The 26,970-nt window shown below is 62.0% G+C and carries 29 protein-coding genes and 1 tRNA gene; 16 read left to right on the plus strand and 14 right to left on the minus strand.

The window, feature by feature from the left end:
• Positions 1-15: 15 nt before the first annotated feature.
• Positions 16-729 carry an aspartate/glutamate racemase family protein gene (locus tag AC27VQ_RS14835; protein ID WP_488716858.1) on the minus strand — a complete coding sequence of 238 codons (714 nt, stop codon included), beginning with the start codon at positions 727-729 and terminating at the stop codon, positions 16-18.
• Between the two features lie 168 nt (positions 730-897).
• On the opposite strand from AC27VQ_RS14835, the gene AC27VQ_RS14840 reads away from it, so the two are divergent.
• Positions 898-1,359: an Lrp/AsnC family transcriptional regulator gene (locus tag AC27VQ_RS14840; protein ID WP_421593581.1), complete on the plus strand. Its 462-nt coding sequence runs from the start codon at positions 898-900 to the stop codon at positions 1,357-1,359.
• A gap of 57 nt (positions 1,360-1,416) precedes the next feature.
• On the opposite strand, the gene AC27VQ_RS14845 is transcribed toward AC27VQ_RS14840, so the two are convergent.
• The 4 genes from AC27VQ_RS14845 to AC27VQ_RS14860 form a co-directional block, all read right to left on the minus strand.
• A complete protein-coding gene (locus AC27VQ_RS14845) occupies positions 1,417-1,626 on the minus strand; it encodes a cold-shock protein (RefSeq protein WP_064330432.1) in 210 nt (69 codons plus the stop codon).
• Between the two features lie 192 nt (positions 1,627-1,818).
• Positions 1,819-2,181: a DUF4087 domain-containing protein gene (locus tag AC27VQ_RS14850; RefSeq protein ID WP_488716859.1), complete on the minus strand. Its 363-nt coding sequence runs from the start codon at positions 2,179-2,181 to the stop codon at positions 1,819-1,821.
• A 10-nt stretch (positions 2,182-2,191) separates the two neighbouring features.
• The gene (locus AC27VQ_RS14855) at positions 2,192-2,491 is read right to left on the minus strand and encodes a hypothetical protein (protein ID WP_313527254.1); all 300 of its coding nucleotides are present in this window, start codon (positions 2,489-2,491) and stop codon (positions 2,192-2,194) included.
• Positions 2,492-2,608: 117 nt separating this feature from the next.
• On the minus strand, positions 2,609-2,989 hold the full coding sequence (locus tag AC27VQ_RS14860; protein WP_488716860.1) for a BRA0787 family protein: 381 nt from the start codon (positions 2,987-2,989) through the stop codon (positions 2,609-2,611).
• Positions 2,990-3,408: 419 nt separating this feature from the next.
• Between AC27VQ_RS14860 and AC27VQ_RS14865 the strand changes: the two genes are divergently transcribed.
• The 3 genes from AC27VQ_RS14865 to AC27VQ_RS14875 all read left to right on the plus strand — a co-directional run bounded on the left by AC27VQ_RS14865 (position 3,409) and on the right by AC27VQ_RS14875 (position 6,798).
• Positions 3,409-4,032: a TetR/AcrR family transcriptional regulator C-terminal domain-containing protein gene (locus AC27VQ_RS14865; protein ID WP_488716890.1), complete on the plus strand. Its 624-nt coding sequence runs from the start codon at positions 3,409-3,411 to the stop codon at positions 4,030-4,032.
• Between the two features lie 58 nt (positions 4,033-4,090).
• On the plus strand, positions 4,091-5,110 hold the full coding sequence (gene ilvC, locus AC27VQ_RS14870; RefSeq protein WP_117366444.1) for a ketol-acid reductoisomerase: 1,020 nt from the start codon (positions 4,091-4,093) through the stop codon (positions 5,108-5,110).
• Between the two features lie 464 nt (positions 5,111-5,574).
• Complete coding sequence (locus AC27VQ_RS14875; RefSeq protein ID WP_488716861.1) at positions 5,575-6,798, plus strand: aminotransferase-like domain-containing protein; 1,224 nt, start codon at positions 5,575-5,577, stop codon at positions 6,796-6,798.
• 148 nt (positions 6,799-6,946) lie between these two features.
• Here the strand turns inward: AC27VQ_RS14875 and AC27VQ_RS14880 are convergent, their stop codons facing one another.
• Complete coding sequence (locus AC27VQ_RS14880) at positions 6,947-8,590, minus strand: M20/M25/M40 family metallo-hydrolase (RefSeq protein WP_488716862.1); 1,644 nt, start codon at positions 8,588-8,590, stop codon at positions 6,947-6,949.
• 140 nt (positions 8,591-8,730) lie between these two features.
• Between AC27VQ_RS14880 and AC27VQ_RS14885 the strand changes: the two genes are divergently transcribed.
• On the plus strand, positions 8,731-9,147 hold the full coding sequence (locus AC27VQ_RS14885; RefSeq protein WP_421593510.1) for an Lrp/AsnC family transcriptional regulator: 417 nt from the start codon (positions 8,731-8,733) through the stop codon (positions 9,145-9,147).
• A 4-nt stretch (positions 9,148-9,151) separates the two neighbouring features.
• On the opposite strand, the gene AC27VQ_RS14890 is transcribed toward AC27VQ_RS14885, so the two are convergent.
• Positions 9,152-10,768: a hypothetical protein gene (locus AC27VQ_RS14890; protein ID WP_488716863.1), complete on the minus strand. Its 1,617-nt coding sequence runs from the start codon at positions 10,766-10,768 to the stop codon at positions 9,152-9,154.
• A gap of 168 nt (positions 10,769-10,936) precedes the next feature.
• Between AC27VQ_RS14890 and AC27VQ_RS14895 the strand changes: the two genes are divergently transcribed.
• The 9 genes from AC27VQ_RS14895 (at position 10,937) to AC27VQ_RS14935 (ending at position 20,031) form a co-directional block, all read left to right on the plus strand.
• Positions 10,937-12,043 carry an endonuclease/exonuclease/phosphatase family protein gene (locus AC27VQ_RS14895; protein ID WP_488716864.1) on the plus strand — a complete coding sequence of 369 codons (1,107 nt, stop codon included), beginning with the start codon at positions 10,937-10,939 and terminating at the stop codon, positions 12,041-12,043.
• An 82-nt stretch (positions 12,044-12,125) separates the two neighbouring features.
• Entirely contained in the window at positions 12,126-13,043 is a 918-nt protein-coding gene (locus AC27VQ_RS14900; protein WP_488716865.1) for a PhzF family phenazine biosynthesis protein, read from the plus strand.
• Between the two features lie 117 nt (positions 13,044-13,160).
• A tRNA-Lys gene (locus AC27VQ_RS14905) sits at positions 13,161-13,236 on the plus strand.
• A gap of 387 nt (positions 13,237-13,623) precedes the next feature.
• On the plus strand, positions 13,624-13,776 hold the full coding sequence (locus AC27VQ_RS14910; protein ID WP_488716866.1) for a hypothetical protein: 153 nt from the start codon (positions 13,624-13,626) through the stop codon (positions 13,774-13,776).
• Between the two features lie 238 nt (positions 13,777-14,014).
• On the plus strand, positions 14,015-14,572 hold the full coding sequence (locus tag AC27VQ_RS14915; RefSeq protein ID WP_488716867.1) for a DUF924 family protein: 558 nt from the start codon (positions 14,015-14,017) through the stop codon (positions 14,570-14,572).
• 70 nt (positions 14,573-14,642) lie between these two features.
• Positions 14,643-17,153 (plus strand): mechanosensitive ion channel domain-containing protein, encoded by a 2,511-nt coding sequence (locus AC27VQ_RS14920; RefSeq protein ID WP_488716868.1) that lies wholly within the window; start codon positions 14,643-14,645, stop codon positions 17,151-17,153.
• A 149-nt stretch (positions 17,154-17,302) separates the two neighbouring features.
• Positions 17,303-17,551, plus strand: coding sequence for a hypothetical protein (locus AC27VQ_RS14925; protein ID WP_488716869.1), 249 nt, complete (start codon positions 17,303-17,305; stop codon positions 17,549-17,551).
• A gap of 186 nt (positions 17,552-17,737) precedes the next feature.
• The gene (locus AC27VQ_RS14930; RefSeq protein ID WP_488716870.1) at positions 17,738-18,565 is read left to right on the plus strand and encodes a response regulator; all 828 of its coding nucleotides are present in this window, start codon (positions 17,738-17,740) and stop codon (positions 18,563-18,565) included.
• 143 nt (positions 18,566-18,708) lie between these two features.
• On the plus strand, positions 18,709-20,031 hold the full coding sequence (locus AC27VQ_RS14935; protein WP_488716871.1) for a GGDEF domain-containing response regulator: 1,323 nt from the start codon (positions 18,709-18,711) through the stop codon (positions 20,029-20,031).
• Between the two features lie 40 nt (positions 20,032-20,071).
• On the opposite strand, the gene AC27VQ_RS14940 is transcribed toward AC27VQ_RS14935, so the two are convergent.
• On the minus strand, positions 20,072-21,079 hold the full coding sequence (locus AC27VQ_RS14940; RefSeq protein WP_117366400.1) for a GlxA family transcriptional regulator: 1,008 nt from the start codon (positions 21,077-21,079) through the stop codon (positions 20,072-20,074).
• A 297-nt stretch (positions 21,080-21,376) separates the two neighbouring features.
• Between AC27VQ_RS14940 and AC27VQ_RS14945 the strand changes: the two genes are divergently transcribed.
• Complete coding sequence (locus AC27VQ_RS14945; RefSeq protein ID WP_488716872.1) at positions 21,377-21,970, plus strand: GNAT family N-acetyltransferase; 594 nt, start codon at positions 21,377-21,379, stop codon at positions 21,968-21,970.
• A 94-nt stretch (positions 21,971-22,064) separates the two neighbouring features.
• Here the strand turns inward: AC27VQ_RS14945 and AC27VQ_RS14950 are convergent, their stop codons facing one another.
• Positions 22,065-22,259, minus strand: a complete 195-nt coding sequence (locus tag AC27VQ_RS14950) for a hypothetical protein (RefSeq protein ID WP_488716873.1) — start codon at positions 22,257-22,259, stop codon at positions 22,065-22,067.
• A gap of 107 nt (positions 22,260-22,366) precedes the next feature.
• The gene (locus tag AC27VQ_RS14955) at positions 22,367-22,585 is read right to left on the minus strand and encodes a hypothetical protein (RefSeq protein WP_488716874.1); all 219 of its coding nucleotides are present in this window, start codon (positions 22,583-22,585) and stop codon (positions 22,367-22,369) included.
• A 116-nt stretch (positions 22,586-22,701) separates the two neighbouring features.
• Between AC27VQ_RS14955 and AC27VQ_RS14960 the strand changes: the two genes are divergently transcribed.
• Positions 22,702-23,619: a LysR family transcriptional regulator gene (locus tag AC27VQ_RS14960; protein WP_313527311.1), complete on the plus strand. Its 918-nt coding sequence runs from the start codon at positions 22,702-22,704 to the stop codon at positions 23,617-23,619.
• Between the two features lie 33 nt (positions 23,620-23,652).
• On the opposite strand, the gene AC27VQ_RS14965 is transcribed toward AC27VQ_RS14960, so the two are convergent.
• From AC27VQ_RS14965 to AC27VQ_RS14980, 4 genes are all read right to left on the minus strand, one after another.
• Positions 23,653-24,057: a hypothetical protein gene (locus AC27VQ_RS14965; protein ID WP_488716875.1), complete on the minus strand. Its 405-nt coding sequence runs from the start codon at positions 24,055-24,057 to the stop codon at positions 23,653-23,655.
• Positions 24,058-24,069: 12 nt separating this feature from the next.
• The gene (locus tag AC27VQ_RS14970) at positions 24,070-24,378 is read right to left on the minus strand and encodes a hypothetical protein (protein WP_488716876.1); all 309 of its coding nucleotides are present in this window, start codon (positions 24,376-24,378) and stop codon (positions 24,070-24,072) included.
• Between the two features lie 174 nt (positions 24,379-24,552).
• Entirely contained in the window at positions 24,553-26,625 is a 2,073-nt protein-coding gene (locus AC27VQ_RS14975) for an ASKHA domain-containing protein (RefSeq protein ID WP_488716877.1), read from the minus strand.
• 33 nt (positions 26,626-26,658) lie between these two features.
• Positions 26,659-26,970, minus strand: a 312-nt coding sequence (locus tag AC27VQ_RS14980) for a hypothetical protein (RefSeq protein WP_488716878.1), incomplete at its 5' end; no start/stop codon positions are given.

Raw genomic sequence — 26,970 nt, forward strand, 5'->3', positions numbered from 1 at the left:
ACTGAGTCAAATAAATTATGCGGCCTTGCTGGCGACATCAGTGCCGAGGGCGAAATCGACGGCGGCTCTGGCGTGGATCGCCGTGGAATCGAAGCCGGGCAGGGCAAGCGCATCGGGATCGAGCAGCAGGCAGATTTCCGTGCAGCCGAGGATGACGCTGTCTGCGCCCTCAGCGCGTGCGGCATCGATCAGCGCCAGCACGCGGTCGCGCGAGGTATCGAGCACCTTGCCTTGGCACAGTTCGTTGAAGATGACGTCGTGCATCAGGATGCGGCCTGCCTCATCGGGCACCATGACGTCGAGTCCGGCAGCCTTCATGCGCTCTGCATAAAACCCGTGTTCCATCGTGTAGCGCGTGGCAAGCAGCAGCGGACGGTGCTTGCCGGCGGCGTGGATTTCGCCTGCGGTTTCGTCGATGATGTTGAGCAGCGTTGCCTTGGTGGCGGCCTGCACGGTATCGGCGACGAGGTGCATCGTGTTGGTGCAGATCAGCACGCAATCGGCGCCGGCCTTTTCAAGACCGGCGGCAACCGCACCGAGCCGTGCGCCGGCGGCGTCCCAGCGGCCGCCATTCTGAAGCTCGACGATCGACTGGAAATCGACCGAATGCACCAGCACTTCCGCCGAATGCAGGCCGCCGAGCCGTTCGCGCACAGCCTCGTTGATCATGCGGTAATAGACTGCCGTGCTCTCGAAGCTCATGCCGCCGATAAGGCCGATCGTTTTCATGGTCGTTTCCTCCGCTCTGTCTGGATGGCAGGGAGAATGCAGTGCAACCGGCGGCGATTGTTCGCAAACTTTGCGTCCATTCCGCGAATTTGCAGGAAATTTTCTTGCATAAAATTCAAGTGACGCTCATTGCTTGCGTGAATGAAGGCAGCGATGGAGAATCCCGGCGTGCTGGATGAACGAGACCGGAAATTGCTGGCGCTGTTGCAGGAGGATGCGGGTGCGCCCGTTTCCATGCTGGCGGAAAAGGTGAGCCTGTCGCTCTCGGCCTGCGCGCGGCGTATCCAGAGACTGGAGGAGAGCGGCCATATCGCGGGCCGGGTGGCGCTGCTCGACCGCGACAAGATGGGTGTACCGACGACGGTTTTTGCCCTCATCAAGACCGCCCATCACAGCGACGACTGGATCGCGCTGTTTTCGAAGGCGATCGCGGATATTCCCGAGGTCGTCGAGGCGCACCGGCTGACCGGCAATTACGATTACATCCTGAAGATCGTGCTGCCGCGTGTCGAGCACTATGACGTGGTCTACAAGCGCATCGTGCGCCGGGTCGAGCTTTTCGACGTGTCGGCGTCGATCTCGATGGAAAGCCTCAAGAGCGGATCGCGCCTGCCGGTCGAACATGCCTGAAAGCACGCACAAAAAAGGCCGGTAAAACCGGCCTTTTTCGGTGTCTGTTGCGACAGATCAGGCAGCGACGAGCTGATCAGCCGACATCTTGCCGGACTTACGGTCGCGAACCAGTTCGAAGGAAACCTTCTGGCCTTCGTTGAGGGCAGCGAGGCCCGCGCGCTGTACAGCGGAGATGTGGACGAAAACGTCCGGCTCACCGCTATCCTGCTGAATGAATCCGTAGCCCTTGGTCGTGTTGAACCACTTTACGGTACCAGTTGCCATGACGAAACCTTTCCTAGCCGTCAAATCAATCTTCGGCCGCCCGTCGGGCGGCCTTGGGTGGTCGAATTTGAAGGGGAAGTTCGTGGAGCTGCAGGCTGGAAACCCGCAAATGCGACGTCAACGTTCAAATCTCGATGCGGGAGAAATAAGTGCTTCGGCGCGACCGGTCAAGACGCGCCCGCACGCTCGTCCTTATTCCGGTGCGGAAAGTGCCTCGTCGTTTGCGCATTGCGAGATGGGCCGTTGCCGGAAGGAATAAATCGCGACGATCCGGCCTTCGTCGTCGTCCGTGTCGACCTTCAGGCAGGCGCAGGCATAGCCGTAATTGCCGTTGGTGCGCACATAGTCGCCCTCGGAAATATCGGGAATGCGGTCCATGCCGTCGGGCTCGGTGCCGCCGCCCTGGCTCATCATCGTCCATGTGCCGTCGGCATCGTCCAGCCACCAGTTGCCCGGCGTCGGGTTCTGCAGCCAGCCGCAGCGGCTTTCAGCAGCGTTGGCGGCGGTGGAAAGGGTTGCGAGCGTGAAGAGCGCGGCAAGAAGGGTCTTTTTCATAGGCGTGCTCTTAGTTCTGGATCTTCTTGCAATGGAACATGTCGCCGCTCGTCTCGGACGCCCAGTCCATCTCTGTGCCGGTGAAATTGGCGAGACCGATGCGGTAGTCGTCGGCGAAGGTCAGCGTATAGGCGCCGCCATCCTTTTCGCTCTTGAGGATCGGCATCGGGCCTTCGCCCGAATCATAGGTGTCGGCGGTGAAGGTGAAGGTCGAGACCTCGCAATCCCAGGTGCCGACATAGGGCGGCTCCTCGGCAGCGGCGGCGGGCAGGGCGGAAACAAGCAAGGCGGCGGCGACGAGACGAAGCATGGCGCGGGATCCGAAACAGGAGGGTGGATACTCCCGTAACGGGCGAGGGCCGCCAATTATTCCCGCATGGGTGCTGCCGGTCCGAAAAAGCCCCGCCGGAGCGGGGCTTTCCTGAAATCAGGCGGGGCGTCGCTTGTCGACGCGGTTATGGTCGAGGAAAGCGGCAATGGCCGCTTCGCCGCAGAGGCGACGCTGTTCGACGAGGGCGGATGCAAGGCGGGCGGCATCGCGGAAGGTGGCGATGTCGGCATTTTCCGCCGCCGGATTGCGGGCAAGGCAATCGGCAACGATATCCGCCATGGTGCGCGGCAGGAGGTCGGTGCAGTCCAGCATGCTGTCGAACACGGCGCCGATGGGAACGATCTTGTCTTCGAAGATCACCATCGGTTCGGCGCGTTCGTCTTCCCAGGCATCGAAGGCCTCGAGAGCGTCACCAAACAGTTGCTGAAGCGTGATGGGAGCATGTCCTTCGTGAAGGTCTGGCAGGAAATTCAACATTTTCTGTCTCCTTGGCGTAAGGGCGTTTCGCTTGTTACTCCTGTACATAGACCCCTGGGTTCAGGCTTGCCGATCCGCGACGCATATCGGCCTGCTGCACCGCAGGTCTCACAAATCTTAACAAGAGGAAACGGATTGGGAAGCGAAATATTTTGTTGTGAGCCGGCTCGCGATCGCATTCCCTTGGAGTTCTGTTTCAAAACAGCGACATAGGCGGAAGAAATTTTTGATGGCGTTTGTGCGTTGCAGCGCCATGCGGTGTCCGCTTGGCGAACATCAAGTCGGCAGATCATGCTTTTTTCTATTGTCGCGAGAAGATCGTTGACCACGGCACCAGACATCGCTAGAAGATGCCGAACCGTACGGTACGGTACGCAAAAGGGCGGGTGAAAATCTTGCAGATCGCAGAGCAGGCAAAGATGGGCGCAGCCGCCGCGGGACTGACGGAACGTCAGGGCGCGGTGCTGGAGCGCGCGCTCGGCCTGCTCGTGGAAGGCGGCGAGCGGGCCTTGACCACCGCCGGTGTGGCGCGCGCCGCGAACTGTTCGAAGGAAAGCCTTTATAAGTGGTTCGGCGATCGCGACGGGTTGATCTCGGCGATGATCACCTACCAGGCCGGCAAGGTGCGCACGGTCGAGGTCGATGCGCGTGCGCTGACGAGTGAAAGCCTGCGCAAACATCTCGTCGCCTTCGCAGGCGATCTGATCGATGTTCTCTCGGGCGACGTGTCGCTGGCGCTGAACCGCCTTGCCATCGGCCAGGCGAGCCGCGAGGGCGCCGGTCTGGGCCGCCTGCTGCAGGAGCGCGGCCGTCGGCAGATCGGCAAGCGCGCCGCGGCGCTGCTGGAAGCCGGCCGCAAGGCGAAGCTGCTTGCATTCGACACCGCTGACGAGGCATACGGCACGCTCTACGGCCTTGTCGTCTCCGACATGCATTTGCGCATGTTGCTGGGCGAGGACGCTAGCGCACTCAAAAAGGAATTCTCGCCACGCGCGGAGAAGGCGGTCGATGCCTTCCTGACGCTTCACGGCGCGAAAAGGTAAGGCCGGCAGGAGAAACCGCCGGTTCAGGTTAAACAGACAGCAAGGGAAGGAAACATCGATGCGCGTCTATTACGATCGTGATGCCGATCTCAACCTCATCAAGGCGAAGAACGTCGCCATCGTCGGCTACGGCTCGCAGGGCCGTGCTCACGCCCTCAACCTCAAGGATTCCGGCGCCAAGGGCGTCGTGATCGCGCTCAAGGCCGGTTCGCCGACGATCAAGAAGGCCGAAGCCGATGGCTTCAAGGTCATGACGGTCGCCGAAGCCGCCAAGTGGGCCGACCTCCTGATGATGGCGACGCCGGACGAACTCCAGGCCGACATCTACAAGGCCGAAATCGCCGGCAACATCCGTGACGGCGCTGCCATCGCGTTTGCGCACGGCCTCAACGTGCATTTCGGCCTCATCGAGCCGAAGTCCTCGGTCGACGTCGTCATGATCGCGCCGAAGGGCCCGGGCCACACGGTTCGCGGCGAATACCAGAAGGGCGGCGGCGTTCCCTGCCTCGTTGCCGTTCACCAGAACGCTTCGGGCAACGCGCTTGACCTCGCGCTCTCCTACGCCTGCGGCGTCGGCGGCGGCCGTTCGGGCATCATCGAAACCAACTTCAAGGAAGAGTGCGAAACCGACCTCTTCGGCGAACAGGTCGTTCTGTGCGGCGGTCTCGTCGAGCTGATCCGCGCCGGCTTCGAAACGCTGGTCGAAGCCGGTTACGCGCCGGAAATGGCCTATTTCGAGTGCCTGCACGAAGTAAAGCTCATCGTCGACCTGATCTATGAAGGCGGCATCGCCAACATGAACTACTCGATCTCCAACACAGCCGAGTGGGGCGAATACGTCACGGGTCCGCGCATCATCACCGCCGACACCAAGGCTGAAATGAAGCGCGTCCTCAACGACATCCAGACCGGCAAGTTCACCTCCGAGTGGATGCAGGAATGGAAGGCCGGCGGCGCACGCTTCAAGGGCATCCGTCGCAACAACGACTCGCACCAGATCGAAGAAGTCGGTGCGAAGCTGCGTGGCATGATGCCGTGGATCGGCAAGAACAAGCTGGTCGACAAGGCTGTCAACTAATCGTTTGCGCGCCAAAGCGTGAACGACGGACCGGGCGGTTTTCCGCCCGGTTCTCTATTTCAGTCAAGCTGAAATAATGCAGTGCATCCTCTGATCTATTGCGACGCAGCAAGTAATAATCTTGCGCGAACGCCCGAACGGGAACAAAATGCGCAAGTGTTTCGTTCAGCCGTCAGGAGGATGGTGCAATGACCACGATTATCCAATACTTCGCCTGGTTCGACCTTTTTATCCTGGGCAGTATAGCCATGCTGGTGCTGCTCAGCCTTTACAGCGACCGCGCCACCTGAGCGCTCCCGCAATCTGAAAGATGTGCCGGAGCGGCTATGTTCCGGACAGTCTTTCCCTGCGCGTAACCTTGTTGGTGCGCCTCTTTCGTCGCGCGAATATTTAGGTCAGCATTATTGACATAAATACGGCGCCGTGATGAGGTGCGTTCAAACAACAAGCCCGAGGAAACCCCTATGTTCAAATGGGAACAGGCCTTCGCGACCCGCGCGTCGCGGATGAAGGCATCCGAAATCCGTGAACTCCTGAAACTGCTGGAACGGCCCGACATCATCTCGTTTGCCGGCGGCATTCCGGATCCGGCCCTGTTTCCGAAGGAAGCCTTCTCCGCCGCCTATACGGACGTGCTGGCAGGTGAGGGCGCCAATGCAGGCCTGCAATATTCCGTCAGCGAGGGCTATAAGCCTCTGCGCGAGTGGCTTGCCGGCGAAATGGGCAAGCTCGACATTCCCTGCACCGCCGACAATGTCTTCATCGTCTCCGGTTCGCAGCAGGGCCTCGACTATCTCGGCAAACTCTTCCTGTCGCCGAAGGATACGGCCCTCGTCACCTGGCCGACCTATCTCGGCGCGCTACAAGCTTTCAATGCCTACGAGCCGACCTATGACCGCCTGAACCTCCAGGGCAACCGCACGCCGGACGCCTATCGCGCCACGGCGGAAGAGGCCGGCGGCCGCGTCAAGTTCGCCTATCTCTCGGCCGATTTTGCCAATCCGACGGGCGAAACCGTCGATCGCGCCGGCCGCGAAAAGCTGCTGTCGCTTGCCGAAGAACTGGACATCCCTGTTATCGAGGACGCGGCTTACCAGTCGCTGCGCTATGACGGCGAAGCCGTGCCGCCGATCCTGGCGTTGGAAATCGCCAAGACCGGCAATATCGACGCCGCCCGAACCATCTATTGCGGCTCCTTCTCCAAGACGCTGGCTCCGGGCCTGCGCGTCGGTTACATCGTCGCGGCTGCGCCCGTCATCCGCAAACTCGTGCTGATGAAGCAGGCGGCGGACCTGCATTCCTCGACCATCAACCAGATGGCCATCGCCCATGTCGCCGAACGCGGTTTCGACGCGCAGGTGGCCAAGATCAAGGCTGCCTACAGTGCGCGCCGCGATGCCATGCTGGCAGCGCTCCAGAAATACATGCCGGAAGGCGTTTCCTGGACGAAGCCGGAAGGCGGTATGTTCGTCTGGGTCACGCTGCCGGCCGGCATGGACGGCGCGAAACTGCTTGCCCGCTCCATCGAGACGGAAAAGGTCGCCTTCGTGCCCGGTCAGGCCTTCCACGCCGATGGCAGCGGCGCCAACACGCTGCGTCTCAGCTTCTCCTGCGCCGATGCGGCGACCATCGAGGAGGGCATTTCCCGTCTCGGTCGTCTGCTGAGCACGGAGCGGCTTGCGGCCTGAGCGGAAACCCCTCCCTAAATCCCTCCCCACAAGGGGGAGGGACTAACCTGCGGCACTCTCGGCTAACGATTTCTTGCGAGGAGCTTGCCGCTGGCTTTTCTCCCCGCTCGTGGGGGAGATGCCGGCAGGCAGAGAGGGTCTTGCCTGCCTATGCCGCCAGCCAAACCAGCGCCGATTCGAACACCAGATCCGGCAGAACCTCGAACGTATAGGGCGCATGCACGCGCTCCCACTTCTGGTGATAATCCCGCCCCCACGGCCCGATATTGACCGTCGGGAAAGACAGCAGTCCGTCCGGCACGTTGTCGGTGAAGGCCGCTGACGTGGTGTTGGCGGCGAGCAGGCCGGTTTCGCCGGCGTCCGGCCGATGACCGAAGAAGCTCATGTCGGAAATGCCGGCAAATATCTGCTTGAACTTGATCGACGTGCCGTGCCGCCTGGCGGCGTCCTGCATGACCGTTTCCAGCCGGCCCTGTATCAAGCGCCCGGTCTCGCCGGCGCGCTCCAGATGGACCAGCGGATAATGCAGGCTGCCGAAGCCGATAATGACAGCGGGGCCCTCTATCCCTGCTTCCGTCGCAGCTGCCGCCACGATCTCCCGGCTGACCTTCAGAGGATCGGTGCCGCCTGATAGCGAGCGGTCCAGCGCGGCGAGACGGTCGAGGGCATCGCCGCCGCGCGTCTTCAATCGCGCCAGAAGCTCAGCATAGGTCAGAACGCTGCCTTCGGTCTTCGCGGCCGGCCGGCCGCGATAACGTGCCTGATGGGCATCCTGCGCTTCCAGCGCGGCGTTCAGCGCGCCGGTCACGACTGTGCGGAATTCGCCGAGAATATCGGCGGGGCTGCGGCGGTGGGTCAGCCAGTTGAAGGAAAGCCAGACGCGGTCCGGCGTCGTCACGTCGTAGCCATCCCTGATATCGCGGGCTTCCAGGCACACCGGCGGCGGGGACCGTTCGCCGAAGGCCTCGTCGCTGAGCTCCGGCACGGTATCCATGGCGCGCACGATTTCCGCGCTGATGCGATGGGCGCTGGTGCCGTTGAAGGGGTAGCCGGCATGGGTGGGGCGGCCGATGACGAAGGCGAAGGGCGCGAATTTGCCGATCGAGCCCAGATAGACCGTACGGCCTTCCTCGCCGTCGCGCTCGCAGCTCGATGCATCCAGATTGATGCCGCCGACAATATCGAGGTCGAAGCGGCGAGCGATCTCCGGCAGGGCATTGCGCAGGCTGCGCATGCCGCGCGAGCGGTTCTCCTCGTCCGGCGTTGCGACGAAGAGGATGTTACCGTCCGGTGCCTCCAGTCCGGCAAAACGCTCCAGTGCCGCTATGCCGGCGGCAAGGCCGCTCTTCATATCGAGCAGGCCGCGCCCGGCGATGAAATCGCCGCTCTCGAAATCCTTGAGCGCCTTCGCCTCCGCACCGTTCAGCGGGCGGCTGCGCAATTCCTGGAGCAAGGCTTCCGTCAGCGGTTCCGGATCGCAGGCGAGCGGCGCCAGCGTGCCGTAATTGGCGATGGACACGGTATCGAAATGGCCGGCCATCACCACCGTGCGCCGGCCGCGGCCGCGCACCAGCGCCACGACATTCTGCGTCATCGGTTCGCCATGGCTGTCCACGGTGAAGAGCTGGTCAGTATGGCGTTTGAAATAGGGCGTTTCGGCAAGATGCGCCCGCAACCGCTCGGAGAAAGCCGCTTCGTCCGGCGAACCGGTGACGCTTGGCCAGCGGGTCATCAGCAGCGAAAGATTTTTGGCGCGGGCGGCGGCGGTTTGGATGGCATTTTCGGTCGTCATGAAGGGCGCCTGTCGAAAGCGGTTGCATTGAGATGAACGCTATCCAAGGATGGCGGCAAGCGAAACGGCAATCTTTTGAAAAAATTGCACCTGATATTGCCGTTTCGTCATTCAAATCTGGCATTCTGGCAGCTGATATCATGGACACGACCGACCGCAAACTTCTCGCCCTCCTGCGCAAAGATGGCCGCGCCTCGCTTTCGGCGCTCGCCGCGGAGCTCAACGTTTCGCGCGGCACGGTGCAGAACCGTATAGACCGGCTGACGCGCGACGGCGTCATTTCGGGTTTCACCGTGCGGGTGACGGAGGCGGACGATCCCCATGCGGTTCGCGCCATCACGATGATCGAGATCACCGGCCAGAAGACGCTCGCCGCCGTCAAGGCGCTGCGCGGCATCCCAGAAGTGCGCGCGCTGCACACGACGAACGGTGCCTGGGACCTCGTCGCCGAGCTGCATGCGGAAAATCTCGTGGAATTCGAGCGGGTGCTGCGCGGCATCCGCGCCATGGACGGCGTGTCGAAATCCGAGACTAGCCTGCTATTGACGACGCTTTAAGGAATTACGGCATCACCACGTCAATTTCCTCGCCGGTCGAGGAATAGGTGACGCGCCCGCCCTTCCAGCCGTCTTGGCCTTCGAGGCGAATTTCCAGCGTCACCTTGCCATCGGGCGAGGGCACCATGAAGCTGCCGTCCGGTGACATCAGCTGGCCGATGGAGAAGGTGTAGCGGCTGAGCGACATGTCCGAGCCGACCTTCAGCCGCGTGAAGGTGCGGGCGGTCAGCTCGTTGAGTTTTTCCGCGGAGAAGAAGGCGAGGTCGTCCATGCGGAACAGCCGCTCGGGATGGAATTCCGCATCCCACGGCATCATCATGCTGGAGGCGGTGATGCCCCGGTCGTTGGCATTGTATTCGCGCATCGTGCCGGGCGTATCGGGCACCTCGGCCAGAATGCGCATCGAATCGTTGGACACGCTGAGTTCGGCGAACCGGGCGTTCTTGCCGAATTGTTCGCTTACCACGGCAAAGACGTCGCGCGTCGTCGTGGCATCGAGCCAGTTGCGGTTGGGCTGGCGCGCATCGGGCAGGTCGGTCGCCCGCACGGTGCCGTCAGCCGTGAGATCCACCGTGCCGCTGTTGGTGAAGAGCGCCAGCTCGCCCGATTGCGTCCAGTCGGTGAAATGCACGGTCCAGCGTTGCTCGGGCTTTCCGGGGCCATCTGAAAACAGTCGCAGCATCATGTAGTTCAGCGTCGATTTGTCGTTGCCCCAGGCCTTCTTCGCGACATCGCGAACCTTGCCGAGCTTGGAAAGATCGATATCGGCAAGCGACAGCGCCGGCTCCTGCTCGGTGCCGGGGAACATCGGCGAGGCGATGGGCGAGCGCGTGACGCCCGAAATATCCCAGGAATAGCCGACCGTTGCCCCCTTGGTGGTGGGATGATCGGCCTTCACCTGCACGGATTTCGGATAGACCGTGAGATCGCGGATGACCGGTTTGCCGCCGATGACGCCGGTCAGGCTTTCGAGGGCCGCTTCCTTCGGCCAGTCGTCGTCATTGATGAAATTCATGTTGCGGGCGCGCGCGGTGTTGGACAGGTCGCCGCCGATGATCCTGCCGCCGGCATCCGCATAGACGGTCGCGCTTTCACGCGACGAGGTGACATAGATCGACCAGCGGATATCGCCATAGGATGGTGCGGGAAGCAGGAAGACCCGCTTGGTGATCTCGATGGACTGCACGCTCGCTTCGCCTTCGAGCTTGGCATAGGCGATGGCGCTTCTGGCGACGGCATCCACCTTATTCAGCGCCACCATATCGAGCGTGAAGAGGCCGCTTGCCAGATTGTCGACCATGGAGGGCGCCTGGCGTGCCGAGGGGCCGCTCACCACCTCGGCGCTGAAGAAGAGCAGGCGCGTGCCCTGCCGCACCCGCCACTCATCGACATCGTTGGTGCCCGCGCCCTGCACGAGCATGGTCACGTCCTTGTCGGTGATGCGCAGCGTGTGCACCTGCGGGGGCTTGCCGAGCGATTCGGTGACGAGCCCGGCGGCGCGGGCGGCTTCCCCCGGGGCCGTGATGTAGCTTTCGGCGGCGTGTGCGGGCAGGCCGGCGAGGACGAAGAGCGCCAGCCAGACCATCGGGAATGTCCGCCAAATGCTGGATACGATCCCCATGTGCATCTCCTCCGCTCGTCACCGGAATGCCCATCATCCGTAGGGATGGACGGCGTGGCAAGCCGGTTTATTACTGGGCGGACATTGCAGGGTAAAAGAGGCTTTCCATTGCCGGTCAGCCGGTTACACTCCGGCTCTGTCGTCCCGCCCGCCTACCGAAAGTGCCTCATGTCGCTGCGCCTCGCTACCTTCAACATCGAAAACCTCATGACCCGCTTCGATTTCACGGGGTTCCGCAATCAGGTCCGGCAGGATCGCGTGCTGCGGCTCTTCGATATCCGAAACGAGGCGGAATACCAGCGGCTGGAGGAGGCCCGCACCGTGGCGCATACCGACGATACACGCCAGCATTCGGCGCTCGCCATCGCGGATGCCGATGCGGACATTCTCTGCCTGCAGGAAACCGATAACATGGCTGCCCTGCAGGCCTTCGAATACGGTTATCTCTTCCGCATGGTCGGCAATGGCTACCGTCAGAAATATCTCATCGAAGGCAATGACAGTCGCGGCATCGACGTTTCCGTGCTGATGCGCGAGGAGACGCGTGACGGCCAGAAGATCGAATGCATCGATATCCGCAGCCATGCCGGCGTCACCTATCGGGATTTCGATCTGCACACGCCGGATCTCGGGCAGGGCGCCAAGCCGGAGGACAGGATCTTCAAGCGCGATTGCCTTGAAATGGACCTGCGCATCGGCGGGCGGCCGCTGACGCTCTATGTCGTGCATTTCAAATCGATGGGGCCGGGCCGGGAAGGCCTGGATGGCCGGCAATCCACCCTGCCCGTGCGCCGCGCCGAGGCGCGCGCCGTGCGCCGCATCATAGAGGATCGCTTCGGCAAGGGCCAAACGGCCGACAAGGCCTTCGCCATTTGCGGCGATATGAACGACTATCAGGAGAAGCTGGCGATCGAGGGTGACAAGCGCAGCGGCTACCGTTTCGTGCCGCAGCAGGAGGCGGCAAGCGCGCTGGATGTCTTCAGCGAAGACGGTTTTGCCGTGAACCCGATGCTGCGCCGGCCGGTGGACGACCGCTGGACGCTCTATCACAGCCGCGGGCCGGAGGAGCGCCACCTCTGCCAGCTCGACTATATCTGGCTGTCGCCGTCGCTTGCCGAGCGCAATGCCAAACGCGTGCCCGAGATCATCCGCGCCGGCCAGCCCTTCCGGACCCTCTTCCCGCCGGGGCAGGAGGTGGAGCGCTATCCGCGCGTCGGCTGGGACCGGCCGAAGGCGTCCGACCATTGCCCCATCGTCATGGAGCTCGATTTATAGCGCGTATTTCTGCTTGCCCCCGGCGGAGTGCTCGGGCACCTTTGGCGTGGTCCTGCGGTAAAAACTGAATGCGGAGAGTGCCTTGTCCCGTCGCTACGCCATCTATGACGTCTTCACTGACACGCGGCTCGCCGGCAATCCGCTGGCCGTCGTCTTCGATGCAGATGGTCTCGAGGACGCCGCGATGCAGCGCATCGCCGGCGAATTCAACCTCTCCGAAACGGTCTTCGTGAAGACGCCGGAAAACCCGGCCCATGCCGCGCGCCTGCGTATCTTCACCCCCGGCCGCGAATTGCCTTTTGCCGGCCACCCGACCGTTGGCGCGGCCATTGCCATTGCCGAGGCAGGCGATGGCAATGGCGGCGGCTCGCGCGATCTGGTGAGCGTTCTCGAAGAGAATGTCGGGCCGGTGCGCTGCGCCGTGAAGGTCGGCGGTACGAAGGCCGCCTTTGCCGAGTTCGACGTGCCGCGTAAATCCGTGCGCCTCGATGCCAGCTTTGAGCGTCAGGCGATCGCCGATGCCTTCAGTCTGAAGCCCGGCCAGATCGGCTTTGAAAACCACGTGCCTTCCCTGTGGAGCGCCGGCGTCGCCTTCGTGATGATCCCCGTCCACGATCTCGTGGCTGCCGCGGCGGTGGATTTCGACCCGGCGCTCTGGGAGCGCTGCGCGCCCTTCGCCGAGGGGCGACTTGCCTCGGCCTATCTCTACTGCCGGGGCGGCGTGAACCATCTCGCCAAATTCCACACCCGCATGTTCGCGCCCGATATGGGCATTGCCGAGGACCCGGCAACGGGGGCCGCCGTCGCCGCCCTGTCCGGCGCCATCCATTTCTTCGACAAGCTGGTGGACGGCCATCACCCGTTCCTGATCGAGCAAGGCGTCGAAATGGGCCGCCCCTCGCATATCCACCTGCATCTCGATGTCGCGGGCGGCGCGATTGCCGGTGCGCGCATCGGCGGCGAGGCGATCCGCATCGCATCGGGAATGCTGGATTTGTGACGTTTATTTTGCGCTGCGGAAGAAATTTTTGCGCAGACGCATTTTTTTCCGGCTGCGGTATAGACAAGGTCTGCGAAGCTCTTTATAGCCCCCGTCAGACCGCTGGAGCGGTCAAGTGGGTGATTAGCTCAGTTGGTAGAGCAGCTGACTCTTAATCAGCGGGTCCACGGTTCGAGCCCGTGATCACCCACCAAAACTTTCCTTATTCCGCTGATTAAACAAAGACTTCCCCTTCAGGGGCGCTTATCGTGCGCGCTGTTCAAAGCCATAGGCGCCGCCTTCCAGATACTCTTCAAAGCAGAAAATCACCTGCTGTGATCGTTGGCCTGCCGCCCATCTCCGGGCGGAAGTTGTTCATCCCATTGCCGTCGGTATCATATTCGAAGAACGTTTGGCTTTGCCACAGCTTATCGCCGTGAACCAGTGCAACTCTCCAGCATGGCTATGAAAGTCTTGGTGTGCATTGAGATGGAGCTGTGTCCTGTGGGTACGCGGAGCGTTGTCACGGCGGGCTCAAAATCGAGGATGCGATCGCGTGCGCCGGGAGAGAGACCAACATCGGTCGTGCTGCGGAAGACGAATGAGTCTTTACCGCAACGCCTGTCAGCCTATCCGCGCCATTCCCGCTGCAGGGTTGGTCATTTCCGCTGTCGCCGTTCCGTTTGTTTTTGCCGCCAATGCTGACCAGTGCGTTGTTGACCTGTCCGCCGGACAGCGTGTTGAAATGGCTTGAGCCAATTAACAGGTCGACGTCGTGAGGCTGGAATCATGGGCCGTGCCATCACCGGCGAGCTTGTGGCGCATGGAGGAGGCGACCGTCCTTCCTCCGGGATAATCGGCTTCGTTGGGGCTTGGCGTGGGCATGGTAGAAGGAGCGCTCATGAAAGGCAAAATGCTTTGCGAACACAGCCCCTTGCTAAGCCTGCTGGTACCCCCATATTGCGCGGACAGAAGAGGCAGGAGATTACGCGATGAGTGACGGCAGGATCAGGACACCGCAGGAGGTGGTCGGTTATTGGTGCGAGATATTGACCGCAAAGGACTGGTTTCAATCGACGCCGGAGCTGGATGCGCGCGTGCACGAACAGTTCGTCGCGACCCATCTTGCGCTGTCGCGCGAGGTGACGGCGGAATGGCGTGCGAGCCCGGAGGCGCGTCTTGCCGCGCTGATCGTGCTCGACCAGTTTCCGCGCAACATGTACCGCGCCTCGCCGCTGGCCTTTGCGACCGACTGGATTGCGTTGCGCGAGGCACGTCTGGCGGTGGAGGCGGGGGCCGACAAGGGCGTCGCCTACGACCGCCGGCATTTCTTCTATATGCCGTTCGAGCATTCGGAAGATTTGGCCGATCAGGATCTTTCGGTGAAGCTTTTCGAGGCGCATGGCGACGAGATGTATCTGGATTATGCGGTTCGTCACCGCGATGTCATCGCGCGATATGGCCGTTTCCCGCATCGCAACGGCTTTGTCGGACGTATTTCGACGCCGGCAGAAGCTGCCTATCTCGCCGAACCGGGGGCGGGCTTCTAGCAAGGCGGGGCGGCCGGTTTAAAATGGCCGCAATCATGGCTAGAAGGGGGAACGGAATCGCCTGGTTGCGATGCGTCGCCTGTTTCTGTTCACCGAGGATGGCCTCTTGCCGATCTCCCGTCTCGTTTCCATCCTTCTTGCCGTTCTTCTCCTCGCGGCATCGCCCGTTGCGGCCCAGACGGCGGCCGCACCCGCCACCGACGCGACGCAGCTCGAACAGGCCAGCGCCGATCTCGACAAGGCCGGCGCCCAACTGAACAGCATTCGCGAGCGGGTCGACAAGGCGCAGGATGACGATGCCCGGCTCGTTGCGCTGAAAGTGGAGACCGAGACGCTGAACCGGATGATCCTCGCGACCTCGGTCGCGACGCGTCCACGTCTCGAAGCGATCAAGGCCCGCCAGACGGAGCTTGGCGATCCGCCGGCCGAAGGGGCGCCGCCCGAAGCCGATGTCGTCAAGGAGGAGCGCAAGAAGCTCGCCGCCGAGCGCAACGAGATCAACGCGCTGACCGGCGAGGCGGAAAACCTCTCCATCGAGGCGACGAAGCTTTCCAACCGCATCACGGAAATCCGCCGACAGCTGTTCACCGATGCGATCCTGAAGCGCACCGACATCAACACGGAGCTCTTCGCCGAGGCCTCCGGCGCGGTCATGGACGAGACGGCGACGCTTGGCCGAACCGTGACGGCCTGGCTGCAATTCGTCTGGAAGTTCAAACGGATGCAGCTTTTCGGCGCTGTCGCGCTGTCGCTGATGGCAGCCCTCGTTCTGCTGTCCGGCAGCTATCGGCTGTTTTCGCCCTATATCACCCGGGCCGCGCAGCAGGAGAAGCCGCACTATATCACGCGCCTTTCCGTCGCTTTCTGGTCGACCATCCTTCCCACCATGGCGGCGAGTGCCTTTGCCGGCGCTAGCTATTTCTTCCTGGATACGTTCAATGTCCTGCGGTCGGACATCGCGCCGCTGGTGGCCATTGCGCTGGGCGTGACGGTTGCCATCTATTTCGTCGCGCAGCTCGCCAATGCCGTCCTGTCGCCCGCCGACGGGCACTGGCGCCTGATGCGGGTCTCCGATCGCGGCGCGCAGCTGCTGTGGCTCTCCATCTTCAGCATGGCGATCGTCAACGGCGCCGATTACTTCCTCGGCGCGATCAGCGAAGTGCTTGGCTCGCCCGTCGTTCTGACCGTCGTCAAGAGCTTCTTCGCCTCGCTCATCATCGGCGTGCTTCTGGTCGTCACCGCCTTCATCCGGCCCGTGCTGCATCAGGGCGAAGCACCGAATGCGGCGGGCCGCCCGTGGCCGCGCTCGATCTTCGTGCTGCTCATCCTGACGGGCCTCGGCCTGATCTTCTCGTCGCTGCTCGGCTATGTCGGCATGGCCCGGTTCGTCGCGACGCAGATCGTGGTGACCGGCGCGATCGTCGTGACAGCCTATATCGGCTTCCTGTCCGGGCGCGCCGTTTCCGCGCCCGACGCCTTCGGCGCGACGACCGTCGGCAAGCGGCTGGAAGAGCGCTTCGGTCTCGGTCCGGTGGCGCTCGATCAGATCGGTCTTGCCGCGGGTCTCGCGATCTATCTGCTGATCTTCGTCTGCTTCGTGCCGCTGGTGCTCCTGCAATGGGGTTTTCAGGTGGCCGATATCGAATCCTGGGCCTACCGTATTTTCACGGAAATCCGCATCGGCAGCATCACGATCTCGCTGGTCGGCATCCTCGCTGGCATCATTCTCTTCGCACTGGGTTTCATCGTCACGCGCTGGTTCCAGAAGTGGATCGACGGCAATGTACTGGCGCGCAGCCAGGTCGATGCGGGCGTGCGCAATTCCGTGCGCACCGCGGTCGGCTACGCTGGTGTCGCCATTGCCGGCCTCGTCGGCATATCGGCGGCGGGCATCAATCTTTCCAGCCTCGCGCTCGTCGCCGGTGCACTCTCCCTCGGTATCGGTTTTGGTCTGCAGAACATCGTCTCGAATTTCGTCTCCGGCCTGATCCTGCTTGCCGAGCGTCCCTTCAAGGTTGGCGACTGGGTGGTGGCCGGCACGACGGAGGGGTTCGTGCGTCGCATCTCGGTGCGCGCCACCGAGATCGAGACCTTCCAGCGCCAGACGGTCATCGTGCCGAATTCCGTGCTGATCAACGGTCAGGTCGGCAACTGGACCCATCGCAACAAGCTGGGTCGCGTCGATGTGACAGTCAGCGTCCATGGCGGTAACGATCCGCAAAGGGTCAAGGATGTCATCTATACTGCGCTGAAGACACAGCAGGGCCTCCTGCGAAATCCCGAGCCTGTCGTTCTCCTGCAGGCCTTTTCCTCGGCTACGCTCGATTTCGAAATCCGGGCTTTCCTTGCTGATATCCTGACTGACGTTTCCGTGAAGTCGGAACTCAGGGCGGCAATTCTCGAGCGCTTTCGCGCTGAACAAATTGCTTTGAGTGCGCCGTCGTCACCGGAAGTGGCGATCAAGATTTCACCCGAAGGCGCACAGCTCATGGCGGCCCTGCTCAACCAGGCCACCGAAAAGGTCCGTGGGCCTGACACGGCTGGGGAAGCCGAACCGGACGAAAACGATCCCGAAGCCTGATTTCCGGCACATGAATGCCGCATTCATGCTGCATTCAGCCGCCCCCGCATAAAACGTGATGCAAATCCGCTGGAGGAACGATACTGTTTCTCCAGGGCTTGTTGAACAGGGGCGGCGCTGCGCGCCGGGCGAAAATGAAGCGAATGATCATGATGCTGCTCGTGTCGGCTGCGATGACCGCTCCGGCCATGGCTGCTACCGTCACCAACAAGGACGCCGACACGCAGGTTCTGGTCGTCGTGGAGGGTGGCAACCGCGCCGAGATCGCGCTGGAGCCCGGTTCCACGGAAACGATCTGCCCTTCGGGCTGTTTCGTCACCATGCCGAACGGCGACCGCATCGCCTTGAACGGCGGCGAGGATGTCGAAATCCAGGGCGGTTCGGCCTCGGTCAAGTAAACACCGAACGGTGGTTTTTCGAGAACGGCGCGGAAGAAGTTCCGCGCCGTTTTCCTTTGTGCGCAGAACAAACGGAGTGGCAAAGGAATGCCGCTACGCTTTTTCATGCTCTCTAAATTTAACGCTTTCGCAAAGGGTTGCGGTTACCTCTAGGCTCGGGGAAAATTCAGATCACGAAGGCATATCATGGCGTTTATCGGCATTTCCGGGATGCAGTATTCCGGCGCGTCTCTCTCGCATCATCGTATTCTTGTTGCGGAGGATTCGAATGTCTTCACCTCCATGATCTCGAAGCGGCTGAAAGAGCTTTTTGATCTGGATGTCGAGATTTGCCGCAGCTTCGAAGAACTCGAGCTCGCTTATGACAAGTCGACCGACAAGATCACGCTGGCGATCTCCAACATCAATCTGCCGGGTGCGGAGAAGGGCGAGGCGCTGAATTATCTCGTTGATCTTAGCATTCCCACGATCGTCTTCACCGGTACCTTCCAGCAGACGACGCGCGATCAGCTGCTGTCCAAGGAAATCGTCGATTATATCCTGAAGGACAATGTCTTCGCGGTCGATATGCTGGCGGAGTCGGTCTGCCGCTTCCTGACCAATCACCAGCATCATGTGCTGATCGTCGATGACAGCGCCACCGCCCGCGCTCTGCTCTCGACGCGCCTGAAGCGCTACAATTTCCGCGTCAGCGTCGCGGAGAACGGTTCGACGGCGCTCGCGCTGCTCAAGGCCAATCCCGACATCGCGCTGATGATCACCGACTACAACATGCCCGATATCGATGGTTTCGAACTGACGCGGCGCATTCGCGGCACGGTCGGTTCGCACCAGCTGCGCATCATCGGCGTGTCCTCATCGACGGATCGCCTGCTCTCCGCCCGCTTCCTGAAGGCCGGCGGCAACGACTTCATCATGCGGCCCTTCATCGATGAGGAATTCTACTGCCGCGTGAATCAGAACCTCGATACGCTGACCCAGATCAGAACGGCGCAGCAGCGTCAGAAAGCCTGAAAATCAGATAGGCCGAGACTCCACCCAGATCTGTCCCTTACGTAGCGTGAGATATTTCTCGCGGGATTAACCACTTGGTAAAACCGGTGGTTTGTAATGCGTGCCGACGGGAACAATAAGATCAGGATAGTGGACGGGTGGACGTGGATTCAACTCCGCAGCGAGGACCAGCATTTCTGCGCCATTCCGGCCAGCATGTGCTGCTCGTGGAAGATTCCCGCATGTTTTCCACGGCGCTCAAATATCGCCTGGAGAAGGAGCTCGGCCTTCAGGTCACGCATTGCCCCAGCATGGCGGCGGTGCGCACCATCTTCCAGACCGAGGCGCCGGAATTCGCGCTCGCCGTTCTCGACCTCAACCTTCCCGATGCGCCCAATTGCGAGGCGCTCGACTATGTGATCTCCAAGGGCATCGCGCCCCTGGTCTTTACCGGCTCGTTCAGCGATGCGACGCGCGACCAGATCCTTGCCAAGAACGTGCTGGATTATGTCGTGAAGGACAGCCCGGCCGCGATGCAGCAATTGGTGCTGGCGGTGGATCGTATCCTGACCAGCGGCAAGACACGTGTGCTCGTCGTCGATTCGGACCCGGAAAGCCTTCACAAGCATGTCGGCCTGATTGCCAAGCAGCGTTTCCAGATCACCGCCGTGGAGAGCGGGGCTGCGGCCCTTGACGCCCTTGATGCCAACAGCGGCATCGACATGGTGGTCTGCGATCTCGACCTGACCGATATGGACGGCTTCGCGCTGCTGGAGGAAATCCGAAAGCGTCATGGCGACGACACCGTGCGAGTGGTGGGCCTCTCCACCGCGACGGACCGCATGGTTGCGGCCCGTTTCCTGCGGGCCGGCGGTGATGAATACATCCAGAAACCCTTCCTGGAGGAAGAGTTCAACAGCCGTATTTTCCACGTCGCCGCGATCCAGAAGCGCGTTCAGTCGCTGCACCGCATCGCCGCACGGGACTATCTCACCGATATCTACAACAGGCGCTATTTCTTCGAGGCCGGCCCGCGGCTGGTCGACCAGGCGGTGCGGCGCGGCGAACCGATGTCGATTGCTATTCTCGACATCGACCATTTCAAGCGCCTCAACGACACCTATGGCCATGAGGTCGGTGACGTCGTGCTGAAGGCGGTTGCGCGGCGTCTCAAGCACCGGCTCAACGACCGGCATCTTCTGGCGCGGCTTGGCGGCGAAGAGTTCGGCATCATCTTCCACGGTCTGTCGCTGGAAGCGGCGCTTGATTGCTGCGAGCATTTGCGCAGGGAGCTCGCAGCCCAGCCGATCATCGCCGATGGCGAGGCATTGACTATCACGGTCTCGGCGGGCCTTGCCGTCATCGCCGAGCGGGAAACTTTCGACAACTACCTGAATGCCGCCGACCAGTTCCTGTATATGGCCAAACATGCGGGACGGAACCGGGTGTTCTCCGAACTGTCGCTGATGAACGCGCTGGCAAGCTGATCCCCGCCGAAGGGGCGAGGATGCTGCATGTCATCAAAATTTAGCGTGCGATGGCCGAGAGCGTCAGCTTGCGTTCAGCGCGCTCCTGCTGGGGCGACCGGTTGTAGAGTTCGCGGTAGCACTTGGAGAAGTGCGAGGCGGAGACGAAACCGCAGGCGACTGCCACTTCCACCACCGGCATGGAGGATTGGACGAGCAGGTGGCGCGCCCGGTCGAGCCGGATTTCGAGATAGTAGCGGGCGGGCGAACGGCCCATTTCCTGGCGGAACAGGCGCTCGATCTGGCGGCGCGAGAGATCGGCGCTGTCGGCGATCTCCAGAAGCGACAGCGGCTCGGATAGATTGCCTTCCATCAGCTCGATGATCGACAGCACCTTGGCGTTCTGCACGCCGAGGCGCGCGCGCAGCGGCAAGCGCTGGCGGTCGTGCGGGCCGCGCACGCGGTCGGTCAGGGCCTGTTCGCAGACGCGGTTGACGAGGTTTTCGCCAAAATCCTGATCGATCAGGTTCAGCATCATGTCGAGCGAGGCAGTACCGCCGGCACAGGTATAGATGTTGCTGTCGATTTCGTAGAGGTCGGCATAGACGTCGGCCTGCGGATAGGCCTCGGCGAAGCCGGGCAGGTTCTCCCAGTGGATGGCGCAACGCTTGCCCGAGAGCAGGCCCGCCTGGGCGAGAACATGGGCGCCGGTACAGAGCGAGCCGACCGCGATGCCGCGATTATAGACTTCGCGCAGCCAGGCATTGACCGACTTGTTCGAGAAATCCTCGACATAGATGCCCGAACAGACGAGCACCATGGAGGGGCGGTTTTCGCCGCCGAGATATTTGCGCTCGTCGGCAAGCGAGGAGTTCACCTCGATACCGATGCCGCTGGAGGACAGCACCTGCTGGCCGTCCGTGGAGGCGAGGCGCCAGGTATAGGCTTCGTAGCCGAGCATGCGGTTGGCGATACGCAGCGTCTCGATGGCCGCCGAGAAGGGCAGCATGGAGAAGTTGGGCACGAGGAAGAAAACGAGAGAGCGCTTCTTGACGTTTTGCTTGTTCATCACGGTGTCCATGCTGGAGGCCTGAATGTCGCGATGGTCGCAGGGAGAACAGTCGCAGCGCTAGTATTTTTGCGACACGAAAGAGGATGGTTACGACCGATGGGGGCTACGTATCGCTGATATGTCAGTATCTCCGAGCGAAAATAAGGCGATTGTGCAATGCAGCACATTTGCGACCTCGCTTCAGGCATCGTCGGATTGCGACAGCGGATGCGGCGTGCAACGCGCGGATGTTCCCGTTTGACAAGAAGCGCCTCGACCGCCAGATACGGAGCGGAATTTCGAAGGATGATTACAATGCTGCCAGATGGATATTCGGATGTGCCGGCGGGCAAGCTCGCTGCCGTGGTGACCTGCCTTGAAATGCCGGCGCCGCCGGCCGTTCGCGCGGATCCCGAACAGCCGGGCATAACTCTCGAGCGTATGGAGAAGGTCGATCTCGCCTGGTATCGCGATCTCTACCGGCGCATCGGCACCGAATGGCTGTGGTCCTCGCGCCTTGCCATGTCGGAAAGCGAGCTTGCCGACATTGTCCATCACCCCGATGTCGAGGTCTATGCCGTCATGAAGGATGGGCGCGGCGAGGGGCTTATGGAGCTCGATTTCCGTGAGGACGGTGTGGGCGAACTCGCCTTCTTCGGCCTGACGGCTGCCGTCATCGGCAAGGGAACAGGGCGCTGGCTGATGAACCGGGCGATTGCGCGTGCCTGGTCGCGACAGGGGCTCACGCGATTCTGGGTGCATACCTGCACGCTCGATTCACCCCAGGCGTTGGATTTCTACATCCGCTCGGGCTTTACGCCGGTGCGGCGCCAGATCGAAGTTTTCGACGATCCGCGGCTGACGGGCATCCTGCCGGACACGGTCGCGCCTGAAATCCCGATGATCTGAGCCCAAAAGAAAACCGCCGGAGAGACTTTTGAAGGTCATGTCCGGCGGTTTGTAGCGTCGTGGTCGTTCGGCATGTCGCCGTTACAGTCGTCCGTCATCGCGTGGTCTTGTTCGACGAACGGAAACCGATGTCCTTGCGCAGGTCGAAGGGCATGCTTTCCAGTTCGCGTTCCACACGATAGCGCTGCCAGGCGGAAACGATCCGTTCGGAAAGTTCATGGACGATATGAGACAGGGTGCCGGCGCCGGCAGCACGCCGAACCGGGTGGTGATCCAATGCTATTGCCATTTTCAGGGTTCCTTTCGAGCTTGGGAGGTTTCGAAAGGTCGCGACCTTGATCGTCACTATGCCGCGGCCTCACATATCAATCAAACGAATATATTTGATTGGATCGATCAGTGTTCTTCATGTTTGATGAGCGTAGGCCAGCCGATATCCTGCTTGAGATAGTCGGGCAGGTGGGCCAGTTCTTCGGCGGTGTGATGAGCGAGTGCGCGCCGGCGGCGGGCCTCGAGCGCGTCGCCAACGAAGCGCCGTATTGCATAGTAGAATCCGTTTCCACGGGCGAGAACGGCAAGATCGGCGCCGCCAGCATGGGATTTCTGCGTTTTCATGGCGTTTTTCCTTCCATTCGTGTGCTTGCAGATTGACTATCCGCCCATCCTGTATTTCAATCAAACGAAATGAAGTGACAGTTTGCTTCAGAATTTCTGATCCATGGAGACCCGTCATGAATCTTCTCATGCGCCAGACGCTCCCGCTTTTGGAACTCGATATCCTTAAGACCTTCGTGGCGATCGCCGAGACCGGCAACTTCACCACGGCCGCCGAGACGGTGCACCGCACGCCCTCCGCCGTCTCCATGCAGATCAAGAAGCTGGAGGAATTGCTCGGCTGCTCGCTCTTTCGCCGCGATGCGCGCTCGGTCGTGCTGACCCATCACGGCGAGGTGCTGCTGTCCTATGCGCGGCGTCTCATCGCGCTCAGCAACGAGGCGGTGTCGCGCTTCATGATGCCGGAGATGAACGGCGTCGTGCGGCTCGGTGCGCCCGATGACGTGGGCGAGCTGATCCTGCCGGAGGTGCTGAAACGCTTTGCCGAGAGCTATCCGTCCATTGCCGTGAATGTGTCGATCGAAAACAGCGCCAATCTGCGCCGTGCCGTCGCCGAACGGCGGCTCGATCTCGCGATCTTCAATGCGACCGACGGCACGATCCCGGTTCCCGGTGAAATCCTGCTCAAGGAACAGCTCGTCTGGGCGGGCAAGAACTGCGGCAATGCTCATCTGAAGACGCCGCTGCCCGTCTCGGTCTGGGAGGAGGGCTGCATCTGGCGCGCCAAGGCGCTGGAGGAGCTGAGCCGTTCAGGCCGCGATTTCCGCGTCGCCTATTTCTGTGCCCACCACATGGGCCAGCGCGCCGCCATTCGCGCCGATCTCGCCGTCGCCCCGCTTGCACGCTTCCTCATCGGCGACGATATGGTGGCGCTGGGCGAGAAGGACGGGCTGCCCGATCTCGGGCACTATCATATCGGTCTCGTCGTCAATGAGGAGGCGGAAGCGCCGGCGCAGGCCGTCGCCGAGTATATCCGCACGGTCTTCGCCCGTATGGAGCGCCGGCCGATGGACATGCTGCAGGTCGCCTGCTGATCTCAGGGAGCCGGGCGCAAGCCCGGCTTTCTGCTATTCGTAGGTATAGGACGCGCACATCTCGTCGCTGCTCTCAGGCGCGTCTTCCGTCGAGAACACGGCGACGATCGTATCCGTGCCGTTGCTGGCCGACCACGAGGCCACATAGGTGACGGGCGCGCCGCAGAGCGTGTTGCCATTGAGGAGAACCGGGTCCTTCGGATCCGCCACGCTATAGACCGACGCCGGCACCGACTTGCCATCCACGACGAACGTATCGCCGATGAGATCGTCGAATTCGATCTTCTTGCCGTTTTCGAAGGTGATGCCGAAATCGTCGAATTCGATATCGCCGGTAATTGACATCGCGGTGTTGCTGATGGCGGCGTAGCTATCGGCAAGGGCAGGCGAGGCCAGGCCAAGCGACAGGGCGAGGGCGATAAGACGCGTGCGGTTCATGGCGGATGATCCTTAATAGCGGCGGCAGCTCATCGTACGGTTGCTCTCCGAAGAGGAGAAGTCGAGCGTATCCGATGTGATTTCCGAAAGCGTGATATAGACGTCATCTGACAGGAACAGCGAGTATGAACCATCAGAGCCTTCCTGGACCTCCTGCACATCATAGCTGTCGTCGCCGATGCTGTAGACGGTCGCGGTGAAGACGAAGGGCGCGCCGTCGCATTCCCATTCGCCGGTAAAGGGATAGTCCCCCTGCGCGCGCACCGTCGTGGCGGCCGCAAGAAAGAAGAGGCTGGCGGCGGCAAGGCGGGCGAGCGACATGGAGCGGCTTTCGTGCGCTGGAGGGATGGCGAGGGATCACGCGATCTATCGTGTTATCGACGGGCGACACCCTCGGCCTATTCGCGCACCTTGCCGATAAACCGCCGGAAACAAAACGGATTTTGTTGGTGTGGTTTATGGACATGGTAACCGCGGCCAGTGGCCGCGGCGGTACTACTCGCGGCTGCGGCGCCTGCGGCGACCGCCACCTTCACCGCCGCCATCGTCGGATAGCACCTTGCGCTCGGGCAGGGCGACGACCTTGGCGAGTTCGGGGAAGGGATCGACCTTGTTCGGCATCGCCATGGCATTGACGAAGAGCTGCTGGAAGTTGGGTTCCAGCGCCGTCTCGATCTTCTCGATATGGGCGACAGTCCGTTCGATCTCACGGCGGTGATCGCGGTTGAGCAGCGCCATCAGCGCGCCGGTGCCGGCGGCATTGCCGACCGCCTTCACCTCATCGAGGTTGCAGTCCGGGATGAGGCCGAGCACCATGGCGTATTTCGGATCGATGAACGAGCCGAAAGCGCCGGCAAAGCGGATCGTATCGACATGATCGACGCCCTGCTTTTCCATCAAGAGCTTGATGCCGGCATAGAGCGCCGACTTGGCGAGCTGGATGGCGCGGATGTCATTCTGCGTCACCGTGATGCGCTGCTCGCCGTCATGCAGCAGGTAGGAGAAGGTGCGGCCGTTCTGCAGGATGCGGGGGCTTTTCTCCGCCATCGCGCCATCGACCACGCCGTCCTCGGAGATGACGCCGGCAAGGTACATTTCGGCGACGACCTCGATGATCGCGGAGCCGCAGATGCCGGTGACGCCGACGCTGGCGGCCTGTTCGGCAAAGCCCTCTTCATCCGACCATTTTTCCACACCGATGACGCGGAATTTCGGCTCCAGCGTGATAGGGTCGATGCGCACGCGCTCGATGGCGCCGGGCGCGGCGCGCTGGCCGGAGGAGATTTCCGCACCTTCGAAGGCCGGTCCGGTCGGGGACGAGGCGGCGACGACTCGCTGGCGGTTGCCGAGCACGATTTCGGCATTGGTGCCGACATCGACGAGCAGCATCATGCGATCCTGCCGGTAAGGGCCCTCTGCAAGCGTCGCGCCCGCTGCATCCGCGCCGACATGGCCGGCGATGCAGGGGAGCGTATAGAGCCGTGCGCCGCGGTTCACCTCGATGTCGAGCTCATGCGCCCAGTATTGCAGGGCGCCGGAAACGGCGAGCGCGAAGGGCGCCTGGCCGAGTTCCGTCGGGTCGATGCCGAGGAAGAGATGGTGCATGATCGGGTTGGCGACGAAGACCATGTCGAGAATGTCGTGCCGGTCGACTTCGCCCTCGGCGCAGACCTTGCCGATCAGGCCGTTGACGGCCTCGCGCACCGCCTTGGTCATGGCTTCCCGTCCGTCCGGGTTCATCATGACATAGGAGACACGGCTCATCAGGTCTTCGCCGAAGCGGATCTGCGGGTTCGACGTGCCGGAGGAGCCGACGATGCGGCCCGACAGCAGCGAGACGAGATGCATGGCGATGGTCGTCGAGCCGATATCGCAGGCGATGCCATAGGCCTCATTCTTGAGGCCCGGCCATAGGCCGACGATGAAGGGACGCGAACTGTCCATATCGCGGTGAATGGCGGCGGTGACGCCCCAGTTGCCCTTACGCAAGATCGACTGGACCTGCGGGATGAGGTGCGGCGCGACCAGCAGGTCCTTCCAGCCCCAGTCCTTTTCCAGCATCACCTTCAGGCGGTCGAGATCGCCGAGCGGCTTGTGCATGTCGGGTTCGTCTACTTCGACATAGCAGAGCTGGACGGCGGCGTTGCGCTCGATGACGCGGTCGGTCGCGGCCTTGCGCACGACCTGCGCATTGACCACGGTATCCTGCGGCACGTCGATGACGAGGTCGCCCTGGATGAGCGCCGAGCAGGACAGGCGGCGGTTTTCCGGCAGGCCACGCACCTTGTCGTAGCGCTCTTCCTTCGGGCCGCGGGCCGAGATGTGGTCGTTGGAGGAGACGATCTTGTGCTTGGCGAAATTGCCTTCCTGCACCTCGATCTGACAGCGCCCGCAGGTCGCGCGACCGCCGCAGACGCTCTCGACATAGACGCCGAGTTTGCGCGCGGCTTCCAGCACGGGCGTGCCGACCGGGAAACGGCCGCGCTTGCCCGAGGGCATGAAGAGGACCAGCGGTTCCTTTGCCGAAGCTTCCGTCATATTGGTCTCGCTCTCACCTTCAATGCGCATCGGATCGTTCTTTCCACTGGCGGCAGGGCCGCCTTACGTCTTCTTCTTGGCAAGGCGGCGCGCATTGCTGCGCACGCGTTTGCCGTAAGGTTTCAGCGCGGCCGTGGACACGGCCCGCACCGTCGTCTCCGGCGAAGCCGCCGTCATCACGGCCTTCGCCAAAGCAAAATTGGCCGCCACGACGCTTTCCGTCGCAGCAGCCATCTTTTCGGTGACCATCCGGGTCATCTCGGTCGTGTTCTGCGTCGAGCCCGTCAGCGCCGCGAACCCCATCTCCTGACAGCGCATGGCGATCACGAGGGGTGCCTCCAGCCAGAGGCTGAAGGCGTCGCGGCGAAGCTGACG

This window comes from Shinella sp. 20P9.1.1 (genome assembly GCF_057798995.1).